Genomic DNA, 15,498 nt, shown 5'->3' with positions numbered 1-15,498 from the left:
CGGACTTTGTGCTGTTGTTGCCGCGAGTTCACTCGCCCCGTGCCCGAGCCAATCTGGTGGGGTCCCAAATCGAAAAAGGGCGCCGGTCCACACGGACCGGCGCCCTCATCTGTCATCCACCCGCAACCACTACCAGATGCGGGCGCGGATGCTGTCGGGGCGGACCATGGGGTCGCCGGGGGCGCAGTGGAAGGCGCGGGCGAACTCGGGCATGTTGGCCAGGGGGCCGTTGGTGCGCCAGCGGGAGGGCGCGTGCGGGTCCGTGGTGGCCTGCAGGCGCATCACCTCCGGGCGGGCGTTGCGGCGCCAGATCTGCGCCCAGGCTAGGAAGAAGCGCTGCTCCGGCGTGAAACCATCGATCAGCGGGGGGCGCGGCTTGCCGGCGAGCTCCTTCTGCAGCGCGTGGAAGGCGATGGTGAGCCCGCCCAGATCCGCGATGTTCTCGCCCAGCGTGAGGGCGCCGTTCACACGCAGCGTGTCGATCACCACGTAGCCGGAGTACTGCTCGGCCACGCGCTTCGCCTGCTCGCGAAAGGCGGCGGCGTCGGCGGGGGTCCACCAGTCGCGCAGGTTGCCCCGCGAGTCGAAGCGGCGCCCCTGGTCGTCGAAGCCGTGGGCCATCTCATGGCCGATCACGGCGCCGATCCCGCCGTAGTTGGCCGCATCGTCGGCCGCCGCGTCGAAGAACGGAGGCTGCAGGATCCCCGCCGGAAAGACGATCTCGTTGAGCGATGCGTTGTAGTAGGCGTTGACGGCGGGCGCCGTCATCGACCACTCGCCGCGGTCCACCGGCCGGCCGATGCGGGCGACGCCCCGCGCGGTGGCCCAGCGGGTGGCGCGGCGCACGTTCTCCAAGTGCGACCCCGGCCGGATCTCCAGCGCCGAGTAGTCGCGCCACCGCTCCGGGTAGCCGATCTTCTCGCGGAAGGAGCCGAGCTTGGCGAGCGCCTCCGCGCGGGTGGAGTCCGTCATCCAATCCAGCCCGTGCAGCCGCTCGCGGAGCGCGGAGCGCATGTTCTCCACCATGCGCAGGGCACGCGCGCGGGCCTGCGGGGTGAAGGTGCGCCGCACGTACGCCTCGCCCAGCGCGTCGCCCATGTGGGCGTCGGTCGCGGCCAGGCAGCGCCTCCAGCGGGGAAGCTGCTCGCGGGTGCCGGTGAGCACCTGCTGCATCCGGAACTGCTCGTCCAGGAAGGCGCGCGAGAGCGCCGATGCGGAGGACCGCACCAGGTGCGCGCGCATGTACGATCGCCAGTCCGCCAGCGGCACGGTGGCGAGCATCCCGTCCAGCGCGCGGATGAAGTCCGGCTGGCGGACGTTGATGCTGTCGATGGGGGGCGCGCCGCGGGCACGCAGGTAGGCGGCCCAGTCCCAGCGCGGGGTGAGCGCCTGGAGCCGCGCCACAGGCATCATGTGGTACGTGGCGGTGGGGTCGCGCTGCTGCACGCGGGTCATCGAAGCCGTCGCCAGCGCGGTCTCGATGGCCATCACCCGCTCGGCCTCGGCGTGCCCGTCGCGGCGCCCGGCCAGCGCGAGCATCCGCCCCACGTGCGCCACGTACTCTGCGCGGATGCGCTGCGCAGCGCTGTCCGTGCGGGTGTAGAAGTCGCGATCGGGAAGCCCCAGCCCGCCCTGCCCCAGCTGCGCGATGGTGCGCGTGCTGTTCTTGAGGTCGGGCGCCGCGCCGAAGCCGAACATCGACGCCGCGCCCATCTGGTGCAGCCGCGCCACCTCCGCCACCAGCGCGGCGCGGCTGCGGACGGCGTCGATGCGGGCCAGCTCCGCCACCAGCGGCAGGCGCCCGTCGCGATTGGCGCGCGCCGTGTCCATGCAGGTGGCGTAGAAGACGCCCAGCTTGCGCTCGTTGCTCCCCGCGGGTGCGCGCGCGGCGTTGCGGGCCGCCGCCTCCAGGAGGCCGCGCAGCACGGCCTGGTTGCGGTCGCGGAGCTCGTCGAAGTTCCCCCAGCTGGTGTACGCCGGCGGAATGGTGCTGCGCGCCAGCCACCCGCCGTTGGCCCACTGGTAGAAGTCGCGGCAGGGGGCGCAGGTGGTGTCCCGGTCGGCCGGGTCCAGCATCTGCCCGCCGGGGCGCTGGCCCGCCGCGGGAAGAGCGAGCACGGACGCGAGCACCACGGCGCACGCGAGCGGCTTGCGAAAGGTCATGCGATTGAACGACTCCTGGAACGATCGAGGCGCATCCACCGTTGGGGCTGCGGGGTGCGGTTAATTTAGCAACGCGCGGGCGGGAGCGAAACCGCGCACCCCGCGCTTCCGCCGTGGCTCGCCGCTTCGTAACTTCCCGCTCGTCTCCTGATGATGTGACGCGTGGATCACGCGCAGGTCACGCGCGCCGGCCATCCTGGAGTTCGATCGCGTACGAATCGCTCCCCCGCCTCCGGCATTCGATGCACCCGCACACACCTCCCCTCCGCCGCTGGCCGGCGCTCCTCGTTGGCGCGCTCCTTCTCGCGCTGCCGGCGCTCCTGTGGGCCAACATGGCCGAGCCGCCGGAGCCGGCGCCGCTGCGGCCCGGCGGCCCCGCGGGTGAGCCGGCGGGCGGGCTGCGCGACGTGGTGGTGGAGCACGAGCGGCTACTGATCGACCTGCGGCCGCTGGCGAAGGCGAAGCCCGCGATGGTGGACGCGACCTACCGAACCCGCAACGACGGGGCGGCGCGCACGGTGCGGCTCCTCTTCGTGGCGGACGGGCTGGGCGGCGCGGGGCAGGTGTGGCTGGATGGGCGCCCCGTTCCCAGCCGGCGCACGCAGCCGGGGCCGCTCCCCGCGAGCTGGCGCGCCCCGGCGGAGACGCCGCATCCCGGCGGCGGCGATGCATTGGCGTACACCTCGAAGGAGGCCGGCGCCCTCGCCTTCGAGCTCCCGCTCCCCCCCGGCCGCCACGAGATCCGCGTGCGCTACCCCGCCCAGGCGGCCGTCTACCAGACCGATGGGCTGATGCCGGTGTGGCAGCTCGGCTACGTGCTGGCGCCGGCGCGCGAGTGGGGCGGCTTTGGGCGGCTGGACGTGCGCGTGGAGCTGCCGCGCGGCTGGGACGCCGCCGCCACGCCCGGACTTCGCCGCGACGGACGCGCGCTGGTGGGGAGCTGGCAGGGGATCCCCGCCGACGCGCTGGCGCTGAGCGCGCGGGCGCCCGAGCCGTCGTCGGGGTGGCGCCACGGGCTGTGGATGGCGTTCTGCGCGGCGGGGCTCTGGCTGTGCATCCTCGGCGGGCGCACGACGGGCCGCTCGCTCGGTGAGCGCGGGCGCGGCGCGGGATGGGCGCTTCCGGTCTCCTTTGCGCTGGCGATGGCGTGGACCATCGCCGCCATCATCACGCTCCTCCTGATCCCCGGCTGGATCGAGCGTGCGGCGGGGCCGTTCATCAACGAGTACGTCACCAACCGGATGTCGTACTCGTCGGGGATGATGCTGATCCTGGTCGCCCCCGTCTTCCCCCTGATCGGCACGCTCGCCGCGCAGATCGCCGCCATCCGCGCGTACCGCAGGACTCAGGCGCCGCGCTAGCCTCGCCGAGCTGCGGCCTCACACAGAGGCACAGAGCCACCGAGAGAACCACAAGAGGTTTTCTCTGTGGCTTTCTGTTCCTTCTGTGCCCTCTGTGTGATGCTGTTCTACTCCTCGCCGCGAAGGCGCGTGGCGGGGAGGGCGCGCACGCGAAGGCGCTCGAGGTCGGGCTCGGGGAGCGCGTCCCAGTGCGGCGGGATGGGGGTAAGACGGCGGCGCTCACCGGGGCCCTCGAAGATCAGCCACCCCTCCATGAGCTGCGGCGGAAGCGCGACGGCGGGGCGGCGCCGGTCGGTGCTCTCGCGCCGGTCCGAGCCCGGCGGGCGGAGCACCGGGTCCGGGCTGCGGCGGTCGAAGCCCGCGCGCCGCTCCGCCGAGGTGCGCGCGCCGGGCACGACGCTCCACACCTGCCACTCGATGCCGTCCGGGTCCCGAAAGGTGCGCAGCGGCATTGGACGTCAGCTCCGCCGGGGCACGGGGTCGGCGAGGAGCCGGATGCGGTCCAGCTCGTCGTCCGGAAGCAAGTCCCACCCCTGCGGGATCGGGGTGATGCGCCGCTTTTCCGTGTCCGCCTCGAACACCAGCCACCCGCCCTGCAGCGACGGGCTGAGGTGCATGCGCAGGCGGGCGCGCCGTTCGGCCGCGCGGCGCCGGTCAGGGTGCTCGCGGCGCTCGGGATCGTGGGGCTCCGGCTCGGGGTCACGGCGGACGCGGACCCGGCGCTCGGCTCCCTCCTGCAGGACGTGCGGCACCACGTTCCACACCTGCCACTCCACCCCGTCCGCGTCGCGGAAGGTCCGGTGCGGCATCGTCAGTCCTCCCCCGCGGTCCGCGGATGCACCCTTTGCTGGTGCGTCATCGGAACCTCCCCTTTGCGGCGCCTCTCGATCCGGATGGGGCGGCTCTCGCCCGCCGATGCCGGAGAATTGCGGGTAAGTAACGCAATGACTGTACCTTACGCATTCCAGCGGCGATTCCGGAAGGCGATTTGGAAGGATGCGGGGGATGCACAAACGACGGCGGGCCGGGCGAAATCGCCCGGCCCGCCGCTCTCCCCCAACACCCGCCGATCAGGGGACGTAGACGGTCTTCTTGTCCACGTGGTGCCCGATGATGGCGCCCGCGGCGCCCCCGGCGACGGCGCCGATCACGGCTCCGCGCACCCGGTGGTTGCGCCCGCCGGCCACCGCCCCGATCACCGCGCCCGCACCCGCGCCGATGACGGCGTCACGGCGCGTGTTGCGCTTCACCACCGCCGTGGGCGCGCGGTAGGTGCCGCTGCTCTCGTACCCGCCCGAGCTGCCGCTGTAGCTACCCGAGCTGCTCGCGCTGGAGCGCCTGCGCCCCGAGGACGAGCGGCGCGCGGTGGTGCGGCGCGTGCTCGACGTGGAGGACTTTACCACCGGCTCCTTGACCGGCGCCGCGGCCGCCAGCATCGGCGCGGCCGAGTCGGTCGCCGCAAGCCCCAGCTCCGTGGGCGATGCCGCCGCCGGAGCCATCGTCTTCACCGCCGCGTCGGAGACGCCCAGGCTGTCCAGCCAGGTCAGGTCGCTGGAGGGAGCGGTGGCCTTCGGTGCGGCATCGCGCCCGCATGCCGCTGCGCCCACCAGAACGGACACCACAAGTGCTGCTTTGAGGACACGCATCGCTCTCTCCTGCTGGTTGCCAAAGTGTCTTGCGACCCGCGCAGTTCACGTAACTCCAATCTAACACGTGACTTACGATTCTGCAACCCGGGCCGCGCCGTTGTGTTCTGGCCTCTATCAGTTGCAGAGTCCGGGCCAACTCTGCAACGGTAGCAGCCTGCCTTCTGCGCACGGTGGACCCCATCCGGGGCGTTCCGGGGTATGGATAGTGCCGCTGCTGGCGGCCCGCGCGCGCTCCTTTCACATCGTGGCTCCACTTGCATCCTTTTCACCGCTTTGTACGCCTGGCGCCGCTCCTGCTGGCGGGCGCCTGCACGCTGGCCGGCGTCACCCTCCCCGCGGGCGAGGAGGTGGTGGCGGTGGAGGCCGTGCTGCGCACCGACGCCCCCGTGCAGACGATCGTCCTGCACCGCTCGCTGGACGGGCGCGACGTCCGCGGCGTCGCGGGCGCCCGCGTGACCGTCACGGCGCAGGGCGGGCGCACGATCACCTTCCAGGAGTCCACCCAGGCATGCTTCCGCGTCAACGGCGACTACTTCAAGGAGGAGCCGGGGTCGGTGAAGGCGAGCTGCTACCTGTCGTCGGCGGAGGAAGGGTCGTGGGTGCGCCCCGGCGCCGTGTACCTGCTGCGCGTGGAGACGCCGGACGGGGGGGTGATCCAGGGGCGCACACGCGTTCCCGGGGCCTTTGGGCTTGCCGGCCTTCCGTTCACCACGCGGGTGGAGGCGCGCGCTTCCGCGAGGTGCGCCCTGTCCCCGGGCCGCATCCTTCCGGTGACGTGGACGCGCGCCGACAGCGCGTGGAGCTACATCGCGCCCATCCGCATCTTCGACCTCCGCGCGGCCCTCGCGCGCGGCGGGATCCAGGCGGCGATCCCGGACCCGCTGGAGCTGGTGGGGCTGGCGATCTCCGAAGAGGACACCACCATCGCGCTTCCCAGCGAGTTCGGCGTCTTCGACCGCTTCGAGTACGACAACGCGGCGCTCGCGGCGCTGCAGTCCGGCTTTCCGGACGGCGTGGTGGCGGAGATGGTGGTTGCCGCGGCGGACCGCAACTACGTGAACGGGGTGCGGGGCGGGCGCTTCAACCCCTCCGGCCCTGTGCGCATCTCCAGCGTCAGCGGCGACGGAGTGGGAGTGTTCGGGTCGCTGGTGCCGCTGTACCTGCGCGTCCACGTGCAGCCGGAAGCGGTCAGCACGAAGACGGGGATCACGCGGTGTTTGGGGTGAGGAGGGCGCATTTGTCCGTGTGAGGCACACCGGACGGCGCGGGGGCGGGCGCGGGCAGCCACGTGGGGCGGCCCCTACGAGGTTGGTGCGGCGGTCGAAGCGGGGGCGAGGGTGGGCAGAACACGCAGGTCTGCCCCTACCACGTCGGCGCGGGCGCGGGGCGTGGTGGGGGCGAGGGTGGGCGCGATAAATCGCGCCCCTACCGGATCACGATGCGTTTTCCGATGCGGAAACACCGCGCGGATGACCGCGATCTCCCCCCTCTCCCAGCAGTTTGGGAGAGGGGGGCCGGGGGGGTGAGGGCCCCTTACTGCACCGTAATCGCGGCCACCATCCCCATGGCGGCGTGCGGGTCGCACTGGATCTTGTACGAGCCCGGGTCCAGCGTGACCTGCAGATCGTAGCTCTGCCCGTTGGTCAGGTACTGGCTCGGGGCGGGGAGGTTCGACTTGCCTGCGTTCTGATCGGCCGGGAACGACACGTTGTGCGCCGCGTTCCCCTCGCTCACGAAGTGGATCACATCACCCTTCTTGACGGTGATGTTGGCCGGCTCGAACTGCCCGGAGGCGCCGCCCTGGGTGGTGGTCATCCGCACCGTGTGCACCGTGCCCTGCGCCGGCGCCGTGGTGGCCGAGGTGTTCGGCGCATCGGTGGTGACGGTCGCGGTGCCGCTGGAACCCTGCGGCGTCACGTCGGCCGCGCTTCCCTGCGGCGTGTCGTTGGTGGTCTCGGCGGGCTTGTCGCCGCCGCCGCACGCCGCGGCGAGCACGATCATCCCCAGAACCGGCAGCTTGTAGAATGCGTTACGCATGTGAGCGTCTCCTGTATCGTTCCGGTCTCGATCCATCGTCCTTCAGGATGCGCGTAATCTAGCCCGCGAGCCCAGGCCGCAACATAGGGAAATGTCTGTTGCGAAGCGGCTTCCTCCCCACATTCCGCACCACCGGGTAGGGAAATCCCCCACGTGATTTGACCGCGCCGCTCCGCCGCGCTAGCGTTGGCCCCACGCGACTCATCCGCCCACATCCAGGAGCCACGCCGTGCCGACCCAGGTGTTCACCGCAGAGTGGGCCCGCGCCTGCTGCCAGGCGCTCAACGACCGCCCCAACTACGCCGCCGTGGCCGCCGACTGGCGCGACGCCGTGGTGCTGGTGATGGGCGCGGACCCCGCGCTGGGGATCGACGACGAGCGCGCCGTCTTCCTGGACCTGTACGAGGGCGCCTGCCGCGGCACCCGAGTCGCCACGCCGGAGGACCGCGCCTCCGCGCCCTTTGTGCTGCGCGCGGACGCCGTGAGCTGGCGGAGCATCCTCTCCGGCCACACCGACCCCGTCTCCGCCGTCATGCGCGGCGAGCTGCGGCTGGAGCGCGGCAGCTTGATGTCCATCGCGATGTACGCGCCCGCCGCCCGCGAGATGCTGGCCGCCGCGTCCGAGGCGGGCGGCGTCTTCCCGCGCTGACCGTGCCCGCGCCGCGCACCGCCGGGCCGCGCGCTTGAAGCGTCGCGACCTCCTGCGCCTCCCCCTGGCCGCGGGGCGGACCGCCGCGCGCGCGGGCTTCCACGGGCCCGGCACGCCCCCGGGATCTCCGCCGGGCACCCTGCCGTCGGACCCCGACGCGTCGCCGCCGCGCGTGACCGTGCTCGCCTACGGGCCGCACGAGATGACCGAGTTCGACGTGGAGAGCGTGGAGCAGCTCGGCCGGCTGCGCGGGCAGTACCCGGTCCTCTGGGTCAACGTCGAGGGGGTCCGCCACGCCCCCACCGTGCGCGCCGTCGCCGACGTCTTCGGCCTGCACGGGCTGGCGGTGGAGGACGTGGGGCACATCGGCCAGCAGACCAAGAGCGAGCTGTTCGACGACCACCTCTTCCTGGTCGCGCGCATGGTGCGCCTCTGCCCACACCTGGACCTGGAGCAGGTGTCGATCTTCGTGGGGCGGGACTACGTGATCTCGTTCCAGGAGCGCCCGGGCGACCCGCTGGACCCGGTGCGCGACCGCATCCGCCGCTCGCGTGGCCGCATCCGCGCGGCCGGGCCGGATCACCTCGCCTACGCCATCCTGGACGCGGTGGTGGACCACTGCTTCCCCGTGGTTGAGACGTACGCCGAGCGGCTGGACCTGCTGGAGGACGAGATCCTGGGCCGCCCCGGCCGCGAGGCGATGAACCAGCTCCACGCCGTGCGCCGCGACCTGGTGGCGCTGCGGCGCGCCGTGTGGCCGCTGCGCGATGCGCTGGGCTCCCTGGTGCGCGAGCCCCCGCCTGAGCTTGTGGCGCCCGGCACGATCGTGTACCTGCGCGACGTGCAGGACCACCTCGTCCAGATCCTGGACCTGGTGGAAAGCTGCCGCGAGCTGGGCGCCTCGCTGACGGACCTGTACCTTTCCAGCGTGGGGAACCGCACCAACGAGATCATGAAGGTGCTGACGGTCTTCTCCGCCATATTCATCCCGCTCAGCTTCATCACGGGGCTGTACGGGATGAACCTGGACCGCGCTCCCCTCTGGCTTCGCTCGCTGACCGTGGCCGAGGCGCTGATGGGCGTGGTGACGTTCGGGCTGATCGCCTTCTTCTGGCGGCGCGGATGGCTGGGAGGGCGCGCGTGACCACCCTGCGCCCCGCCCTCCCCGGCGACGAGGACGGCATCCTGGCGCTGATGCGGGAGTTCTACCTCCACGAGCGGCTCGTGCTGGACGAGACCGCCGCCCGCCGGGCACTCGCCGCACTCCTCGCGGACCCGTTGCTGGGTCGCGTCTGGTTCGTGGAGGGCGGTGGAGCGCCGGCGGGCTACATGGTGGTCACCCTGGGCTTCTCGCTGGAGTTCGCCGGAAGGTTCGCGCTTCTGGACGAGCTGTACGTGCGCGAAGGCTTCCGCGGCGGCGGGGTTGGAGCCCGCGCGGTGGAGGAGGCCGCCGCGGCATGCGCCGCATGGGGCGTCCGCGCGCTCCGCCTGGAGGTGGCCTGGGAGAACGACGCCGCCCAGCGCCTCTACCGCCGCCTGGGCTTCGACGCGCACGACCGCCACATCATGACACGCTGGCTGGACGGCGCGGAACGGTAGGGCGCGGCTTGATCTTCGCCCGCGGCGCGGTTCTTCCTGCTGTCGAGCACAGGCGGGCCCACTCATCGCTGGAGGCAGACGACCATGGATCGGGACGAGGCGCTGTCACTCCTCCGCGCGCACATGGACGAGCTCCGCACCCTCGGCGTGCGGGAGATCTCCATCTTCGGCTCCGTCGCCCGCGGCGAGGCGGGCCCGGACAGCGACGTGGACGTGCTGGTGGAGCTCGGGCCGGGGATCGGGCTTTTCCGTTTCGTGGATATCCGTGACCGGTTGTCGGAGATCCTCGGCCGCCCCGTCGACATGGCTACCGAGGATGCGTTGCGCCCGTGGGTGCGTGACTATGTGCTCGCGGAGGCGAGCCGTGCCGCCTAGAGCCTGGAAGGCGCTGCTGAGGGATGTGATCGACCGCGCCGCACGTATCGAGGAGTACACCCGCGGCCTGACCTTCGAGGAGTTCGAGAAGGATACGCTCCGGATCGACGCCGTGCTCTACAACATCACCATCATCGGTGAAGCAGCGAGCCAGGTTCCTCCGGAGGTACAGCAGCGCCTCGCGTTGCGCGTCTGGAGGTGGTGTGGGAAACGATCAAGAACGATGTTCCCGAGATCGTGCCGCTCCTGGAGGCGGCGCTTGCGGACAGCTCCGACCCGACCTGAACACTACGCACGCGAGCTGACGAGCGATGGAGCCCAAGCCGCTTTCCCGTGACCGCGTGATCCACCTCCTACGCGAGCACCGCGCCGAGATGGACCGGTTCGGAGTGCTTTCCATCTCTCTTTTCGGCTCTGTAGCCCGCGATGAGGCGACCGAGACAAGCGATGTGGACGTGCTCGTGGACTTCGGACCGGAGCCCACGTTCCGTGGCTACATGGACCTGAAGTTCTTCCTGGAGGATCTGTTCGGGACGAGGGTGGACGTGGTCACGCCCGGCACGCTTCGGCCGCGCGTGGAGCAATCCGTGACGGGGGATCTGCTCCGTGTCGCGTAATCGGCTGACGTTCCTGGAAAACATGCTCGAAGGCCTCGGCCATGCCCAGGAATTCACCTCGGGAATAACCCGAGACGAGTTCGTTGTCGACCGCCGCACTTTCTACGCGGTCATGAAAGCCTTCGAAATAGTGGGAGAGGCCGCGAAGCACATTCATCCGGAGGTACGTGCGCGGCATGCGGATGTCGATTGGCGCGGTCTGGCGGGGTTCCGTGACATCCTCACGCACTCCTACTTCTACTTCAGCGTAGACCCGAAGATCGTGTGGAACTTGGCGGTTCAGGATTCGGTGCAAGCACACCGCCAATTAAAGATCGTGCTCACCGCCGAGTCCGATGGGAGTAGCCGGGAGGCGCCGTGAGGTCTGAAGCATTCGGCGCGCAGATGCCGACGCTCGCGGGCGCGCCGCCGGGGCCCGAGTCGCGACGGCTCGCTGCGGAGCTGGCGCGCTACGAGTCGCCCAACGTCACGTACCTGGCGGACGACTTCCCCGTCTTCTGGGACGAGGCGCGGGGGGCCAACGTGCGCGACGTGGACGGCAACGTCTTCGTGGACCTGACGGCGGCGTTCGCGGTGGCCGGCGCGGGGCACGGGCACCCGCGCATCGTGGAGGCGGTGCAGCGCCAGGCCGCCCGCCTGCTGCACGGCATGGGCGACGTGCACCCGCCCGCCATCAAGGCCGAGCTCCTGCGCGCGCTTGCCGAGGTGGCGCCGGGGGGGCTCACGCGCTCCATCCTCGCCAACTCCGGAGGCGAGGCGGTGGAGGCGGCGCTCAAGACCGCCGTCATCGCTACGGGAAAGCCGCGGGTGCTCGCCTTTCACGGCGGGTATCACGGCCTCACCTACGGCTCGCTGGCGGTGTCGGGACGCGAGGACTTCCGCTCGCCGTTCGCCGCGCAGCTCATGCGCAACGCGGTGTTCGCGCCGTACCCGTACGCCTACCGCTCACCGTTCGGGCGCGACGCGGACGAGGTCGGCGCCGCCACGCTGCGCTACGTGGAGCACCTGCTCGACACCCCGGGAACCGCATCGGAGGGGATCGGCGCGATCCTGGTGGAGGCGGTGCAGGGCCGCGGTGGCGACGTGGTGCCGCCCGCGGACTTCCTCCCCGGCCTGCGGCGGATCTGCGACGAGCGCGGGATGCTCCTGATCGTGGACGAGATCTACACGGGTTTTGGGCGCACCGGCCGCTGGTTCGCGTGCGAGCACAGCGGCGTGGTGCCGGACCTGATGGCGGTCGGAAAAGGGCTCACGGGGGGCTTCCCCTTCGCGGCCTGCATCGGCACCGATGCGGTGATGGAGGCGTGGCCCCGCTCCACCGGCGAGGCGATCCACACCTCCACTTTCCTGGGAAACCCTGTCGGTTGCGCCGCCGCCCTCGCCTCCATCGCCGTGCTGCGCGACGAGCGGCTGGTGGAGCGCTCCGCGGAGCTGGGCGCGCGCATGCTCGAGCGCCTGCAAACGATGACGGCGGACCACCCGCGCGTCGCCGAGGTGCGCGGCCTGGGGATGATGATGGGCATCGAGATGGTGCGCGATCGCGAGAGCCGCGAACCGGCGCCGGAGCTGTCCGGGCGCGTGGTGGTGGAAGGGCTGAGGCGCGGGTTGCTGCTGCTGGGCGGCGGCCTGTACGGCAACGTCCTCTCCCTCTCGCCCCCCTTCGTCCTCACCGACGCGCAGGCGGATTGGGCGCTGGGAACGTTGGGGGAGATTCTGGATCGTCAGGCAGGCTGGGGGTGAAATCGTTTAAGCCAGCGAACGTCAAGTGCCACAAAAAAGGAGGGCCGCCCGATGGAGCGGCCCTCCTTCACACGCTGAGCAGGTGCTTGCGGCCTAGCCTTCGGTCGCCATTTCATACCCCCGCCCGCGCAGGATCGTAACGGTTTCGCCTTCTACCACATAGAAGACCTTCAATCCAGGGATTCCAGCAACGCTGTCCGGCGCGTCTTGAAGGTAGATTCGGACGTCTGTGTCCTGGGTCGCTCTTCCTTCCTTCTCGGCCCCGCCGCTGAGAAGAAAGCGAATACCTTCACGCCGCTCCGTCCAATCGTACCCGGCTGGCCCGATCGCTTCGAGGTCAGCTAGAAAGGCAGCGCTCTCGATAACGCGCCGTTTCGGCATGTTGCTTATGCTTCCCGCGTGGTGTATTCGCGCCCTAACTCACGAGCAAACGCATAGTCGTCTTCATCCGGCTCCCGATCTGAGGTGAGAGCCGTCGCGTACGGGATAGTCTCCCGATCGTTTGCATAGTCCCAACCGGGAAAGCGGTGGGAGATATCGCTTACCTCCGTCGCGGAGCGCCCCCAGAAAGCAGCAATCACGGAATCAACCATGGCGATCTCGTCGCCGCTGAACTCGGCCAGCTGAGGGTCGCGCAATGGGATGGGCCGCTTCTGCTGCCACGGACCGTACGCCTGCGGACGCACAACCAACTCGCCGTCCGCGACCATCTCTTCCCGGACAGGTACCAATCGCCGGGGTGCTGGCCCCTTCTCCAGCCTCATGTATTCCTGTCCCGTGATTGATCTTCCGTGCTTGGCGTAGTACAGAAAATCAGCGTAGAACAGGATCTTGTTGAGCTTCGTAGCCCCATACGCAGGATCTAGTTGGGATCGATCCGACACGTACAAGATGAGCTCCGCCATCTTTTCGTCGTTATTCATCGAACGTTCCCCCTCCTTGAGGCGGGCGTGCGTGAAACGCGCGGAAAACGTTGTAAGTTACGGGAAATAGCTTCACCAGTCAAGTCTTGTTCGGTATATATTCGGGTCCAGCTCCGTGTCCGCCCTGTTAGTACGCACCAGGTTTTTCCCTATGATCGTGCCGGCGCCGACCGTGGCGCTTGGTTGCAGTCGCGGCAGCGCCAGCGGTAATTTGCCAGACGCTCGCCCGACTGGCGGGCTCATCATCGGGTACACGTTCGCGGACGCACAGCGGGCGTGGAAAGCGCCGCGCGGCCAGCGCTGCGCCTCGAACGACTTCATCGCCGCGCGCCGTCCCAGAGTCAACACGCACCGATCCGTCCTCCAACCACACGACCTTGAGAGAGCATGGAGAAGCTGACCGACCTTTTCGAGCGCAACCGGGCGTGGGCCGCCGCGATGACGGAGCAGGATCCCGGGTTCTTCACGGGCCTGCTCCACCAGCAGACGCCGCAGTACCTGTGGATCGGGTGCTCGGACAGCCGCGTGCCCGCCAACCAGATCGTGGGGCTGGCGCCCGGCGAGATGTTCGTGCACCGCAACGTGGCCAACGTGGTGGTGCACACCGACCTCAACTGCCTTTCCGTGCTGCAGTTCGCGGTGGACGTGCTCAAGGTGAGGCACGTGATGGTGGTGGGGCACTACGGCTGCGGCGGGGTGCGCGCGGCGTACGAGGACGCGCGACTGGGGCTCATCGACAACTGGCTACGCCACGTGCAGGACGTGCGCGACGTGCACCGGGAGGAGCTGGACGCCATCCCCGATGCCGCCGACCGGGTGGACCGCCTCTGCGAACTCAACGTGGCCGCGCAGGTGCGCCACGTCTGCGAGACGACGGTGGTGCGCGACGCGTGGCTGCGCGGCCAGCCGCTGACGGTGCACGGCTGCATCTACCGCCTGCAGGACGGCATCCTGCGCGACCTGGGCGTGTCGGCGGGGCTGTAGCGGGGCGGGCACGCCGCTTCCGTCAGATGGACTCCGCGGCACTCACCCTGTACCCGGAGCCACGATGGCGGCAGTCTCGGCGAAGCGCCTGGAAGCACACGTGCGCATGCTGTCGGAGACGCTGGCGCCGCGCAGCGTGGCGCACCGCGCCAACCTCGACGCGGCGGCGTCGTACGTCGCGGTGGAGATGGGGGCGGGCGGCGCGGAGGTGTCGAGGCAGGTGTACGCGGCCGCGGGGGCCGAGTACCGCAACGTCATCGCCCGGCTCGGGCCGGAGACGGAGGAGCGCGTCGTGGTGGGGGCGCACTACGATGCCGCCGGCCCCTTCCCCGGCGCGGACGACAACGCGAGCGGGGTGGCGGGGATCATCGAGCTGGTGCGGGTACTGGCAGGCTCGGCGTGGGCGTGGAGCTGGTTGCGTACCCGTGCGAGGAGCCGCCCTTCTTCCGCACCCCCTACATGGGGAGCATGGTGCACGCCAACTCGCTGCGCGCCGAGGGGGCGCGGGTGAGGGGGATGATCGCGCTGGAGATGATCGGGTACTTCAGCGACGAGCCGGGGAGCCAGACCTTCCCCACTCCGCTGCTGAAGCCGTTCTATCCCTCGCGCGGCAACTTCATCACGGTGGTGGGCAAGCTGGGGCAGGGGCCGCTGATCCGCCGCGTGCGGCGGTCGATGCGCCGCGGCTCGCCGCTTCCCGTGCGCACCATCCAGGCTCCGCGCGCGGTCCCCGGCGTCGACTTCAGCGACCACGCCAGCTACTGGACCGCCGGCTTCGACGCCGTGATGGTGACCGATACCGCCTTCTACCGGAACCCGCACTACCACACTGCCCACGACACGGCGGACACGCTGGACTACGCGCGCATGGCGATGGTGGTGGACGGGGTGCGGGAGGCGGTGGTGGCGCTGGCTACTTGAAGCGGAGCTTGGCCACCAGGATGGCGACGTTCAGCGCCACCATCCCACCGTTGGTGGCGATCACGGGCCAGTCGCTGGTGATCGCGCCGTAGACGATCCACAGCCCGCCCGCGGTGATGAGGATGACGAACATCCCGAGCGACAGGTCGTTGGTCCTCTTCGTCTTCCACACGCGCACCACCTGCGGGAGAAACGAGATCACGGTCAGCGCCCCCGCGACGTAGCCGATGTAGGTTGCGAACTGCTGAATGGGTGCCTCCTGGTTGGGATTGGATCTGCGGCGGGTGTTCGGGCAAGGGGTGCGCCGGGAGGGAAGCAGGCGGGTTGGGGGTATCCGGCGGTTGAACCCAGATCCTGCGTGGAAAAAAGAGCGAGCACCGACTTGAAGTAGTAGATTGTGAGTCACTTCCGCCAAGAAGCCTCTCACACCCGCTACACCAAACCGGTGCTCTGATGCAAGCTATCCCGACTCGCCCATAC

21 protein-coding genes are annotated in these 15,498 nt (G+C 70.2%); 13 read left to right on the top strand and 8 right to left on the bottom strand.

The genetic code is table 11. The features are described from left to right. Nucleotides 1-129: 129 nt before the first annotated feature. Nucleotides 130-2,202: a M13 family metallopeptidase gene (locus tag VF584_14310; protein HEX8211344.1), complete on the bottom strand. Its 2,073-nt coding sequence runs from the start codon at nt 2,200-2,202 to the stop codon at nt 130-132. Between the two features lie 203 nt (nt 2,203-2,405). On the opposite strand from VF584_14310, the gene VF584_14305 reads away from it, so the two are divergent. Beyond that, nucleotides 2,406-3,524 (top strand): hypothetical protein, encoded by a 1,119-nt coding sequence (locus VF584_14305; GenBank protein ID HEX8211343.1) that lies wholly within the window; start codon nt 2,406-2,408, stop codon nt 3,522-3,524. 107 nt (nt 3,525-3,631) lie between these two features. Here VF584_14305 and VF584_14300 read toward each other — a convergent pair whose 3' ends face one another. The 3 genes from VF584_14300 to VF584_14290 form a co-directional block, all read right to left on the bottom strand. Continuing rightward, nucleotides 3,632-3,976 (bottom strand): hypothetical protein, encoded by a 345-nt coding sequence (locus tag VF584_14300; GenBank protein ID HEX8211342.1) that lies wholly within the window; start codon nt 3,974-3,976, stop codon nt 3,632-3,634. A gap of 6 nt (nt 3,977-3,982) precedes the next feature. Beyond that, nucleotides 3,983-4,333, bottom strand: a complete 351-nt coding sequence (locus VF584_14295) for a hypothetical protein (GenBank protein HEX8211341.1) — start codon at nt 4,331-4,333, stop codon at nt 3,983-3,985. Between the two features lie 261 nt (nt 4,334-4,594). Then, nucleotides 4,595-5,170 carry a YMGG-like glycine zipper-containing protein gene (locus tag VF584_14290; protein HEX8211340.1) on the bottom strand — a complete coding sequence of 192 codons (576 nt, stop codon included), beginning with the start codon at nt 5,168-5,170 and terminating at the stop codon, nt 4,595-4,597. A gap of 257 nt (nt 5,171-5,427) precedes the next feature. Here VF584_14290 and VF584_14285 point away from each other — a divergent pair, with 257 nt between their 5' ends. Next, complete coding sequence (locus tag VF584_14285) at nt 5,428-6,399, top strand: DUF4249 family protein (protein HEX8211339.1); 972 nt, start codon at nt 5,428-5,430, stop codon at nt 6,397-6,399. Nucleotides 6,400-6,706: 307 nt separating this feature from the next. Here VF584_14285 and VF584_14280 read toward each other — a convergent pair whose 3' ends face one another. After that, nucleotides 6,707-7,210, bottom strand: a complete 504-nt coding sequence (locus tag VF584_14280; protein ID HEX8211338.1) for a plastocyanin/azurin family copper-binding protein — start codon at nt 7,208-7,210, stop codon at nt 6,707-6,709. A gap of 229 nt (nt 7,211-7,439) precedes the next feature. Here VF584_14280 and VF584_14275 point away from each other — a divergent pair, with 229 nt between their 5' ends. The 8 genes from VF584_14275 to VF584_14240 all read left to right on the top strand — a co-directional run bounded on the left by VF584_14275 (nt 7,440) and on the right by VF584_14240 (nt 12,190). Then, complete coding sequence (locus tag VF584_14275; protein HEX8211337.1) at nt 7,440-7,859, top strand: hypothetical protein; 420 nt, start codon at nt 7,440-7,442, stop codon at nt 7,857-7,859. A gap of 34 nt (nt 7,860-7,893) precedes the next feature. After that, on the top strand, nt 7,894-9,003 hold the full coding sequence (gene corA / locus VF584_14270; protein HEX8211336.1) for a magnesium/cobalt transporter CorA: 1,110 nt from the start codon (nt 7,894-7,896) through the stop codon (nt 9,001-9,003). Next, nucleotides 9,000-9,458, top strand: a complete 459-nt coding sequence (locus VF584_14265) for a GNAT family N-acetyltransferase (protein ID HEX8211335.1) — start codon at nt 9,000-9,002, stop codon at nt 9,456-9,458. Before corA ends, VF584_14265 begins: the two co-directional genes overlap by 4 nt. An 84-nt stretch (nt 9,459-9,542) precedes the next feature. Then, the gene (locus VF584_14260; protein HEX8211334.1) at nt 9,543-9,833 is read left to right on the top strand and encodes a nucleotidyltransferase family protein; all 291 of its coding nucleotides are present in this window, start codon (nt 9,543-9,545) and stop codon (nt 9,831-9,833) included. Nucleotides 9,834-9,858: 25 nt separating this feature from the next. After that, the gene (locus VF584_14255; GenBank protein ID HEX8211333.1) at nt 9,859-10,170 is read left to right on the top strand and encodes a HepT-like ribonuclease domain-containing protein; all 312 of its coding nucleotides are present in this window, start codon (nt 9,859-9,861) and stop codon (nt 10,168-10,170) included. Further along, nucleotides 10,145-10,450 (top strand): nucleotidyltransferase family protein, encoded by a 306-nt coding sequence (locus VF584_14250; protein HEX8211332.1) that lies wholly within the window; start codon nt 10,145-10,147, stop codon nt 10,448-10,450. Before VF584_14255 ends, VF584_14250 begins: the two co-directional genes overlap by 26 nt. Then, nucleotides 10,440-10,811, top strand: a complete 372-nt coding sequence (locus VF584_14245) for a HepT-like ribonuclease domain-containing protein (GenBank protein ID HEX8211331.1) — start codon at nt 10,440-10,442, stop codon at nt 10,809-10,811. Before VF584_14250 ends, VF584_14245 begins: the two co-directional genes overlap by 11 nt. Further along, nucleotides 10,808-12,190 carry an aspartate aminotransferase family protein gene (locus tag VF584_14240; GenBank protein HEX8211330.1) on the top strand — a complete coding sequence of 461 codons (1,383 nt, stop codon included), beginning with the start codon at nt 10,808-10,810 and terminating at the stop codon, nt 12,188-12,190. The genes VF584_14245 and VF584_14240 overlap by 4 nt, the downstream gene beginning before the upstream one ends. Before the next feature lie 93 nt (nt 12,191-12,283). Here the strand turns inward: VF584_14240 and VF584_14235 are convergent, their stop codons facing one another. Then, nucleotides 12,284-12,571 carry a hypothetical protein gene (locus tag VF584_14235; GenBank protein ID HEX8211329.1) on the bottom strand — a complete coding sequence of 96 codons (288 nt, stop codon included), beginning with the start codon at nt 12,569-12,571 and terminating at the stop codon, nt 12,284-12,286. A gap of 5 nt (nt 12,572-12,576) precedes the next feature. Beyond that, on the bottom strand, nt 12,577-13,113 hold the full coding sequence (locus VF584_14230; GenBank protein ID HEX8211328.1) for a Panacea domain-containing protein: 537 nt from the start codon (nt 13,111-13,113) through the stop codon (nt 12,577-12,579). Nucleotides 13,114-13,500: 387 nt separating this feature from the next. Here VF584_14230 and can point away from each other — a divergent pair, with 387 nt between their 5' ends. The 3 genes from can to VF584_14215 all read left to right on the top strand — a co-directional run bounded on the left by can (nt 13,501) and on the right by VF584_14215 (nt 15,018). Further along, nucleotides 13,501-14,097 carry a carbonate dehydratase gene (gene can / locus VF584_14225; protein ID HEX8211327.1) on the top strand — a complete coding sequence of 199 codons (597 nt, stop codon included), beginning with the start codon at nt 13,501-13,503 and terminating at the stop codon, nt 14,095-14,097. A gap of 64 nt (nt 14,098-14,161) precedes the next feature. Then, on the top strand, nt 14,162-14,608 hold the full coding sequence (locus VF584_14220) for a M28 family peptidase (GenBank protein ID HEX8211326.1): 447 nt from the start codon (nt 14,162-14,164) through the stop codon (nt 14,606-14,608). Further along, nucleotides 14,503-15,018: a M28 family peptidase gene (locus tag VF584_14215; protein HEX8211325.1), complete on the top strand. Its 516-nt coding sequence runs from the start codon at nt 14,503-14,505 to the stop codon at nt 15,016-15,018. The genes VF584_14220 and VF584_14215 overlap by 106 nt, the downstream gene beginning before the upstream one ends. On the opposite strand, the gene VF584_14210 is transcribed toward VF584_14215, so the two are convergent. After that, nucleotides 15,011-15,424 carry a SemiSWEET transporter gene (locus VF584_14210; GenBank protein HEX8211324.1) on the bottom strand — a complete coding sequence of 138 codons (414 nt, stop codon included), beginning with the start codon at nt 15,422-15,424 and terminating at the stop codon, nt 15,011-15,013. The genes VF584_14215 and VF584_14210 overlap by 8 nt on opposite strands. Nucleotides 15,425-15,498: the final 74 nt, after the last annotated feature.

The sequence above is a fragment of the Longimicrobium sp. genome (assembly GCA_036389135.1).
Classification (GTDB): Bacteria; Gemmatimonadota; Gemmatimonadetes; order Longimicrobiales; family Longimicrobiaceae; genus Longimicrobium.
The sequence above is the reverse complement of the archived record's forward strand: the minus strand, read 5'-3'. Positions and strand labels throughout refer to the sequence as shown.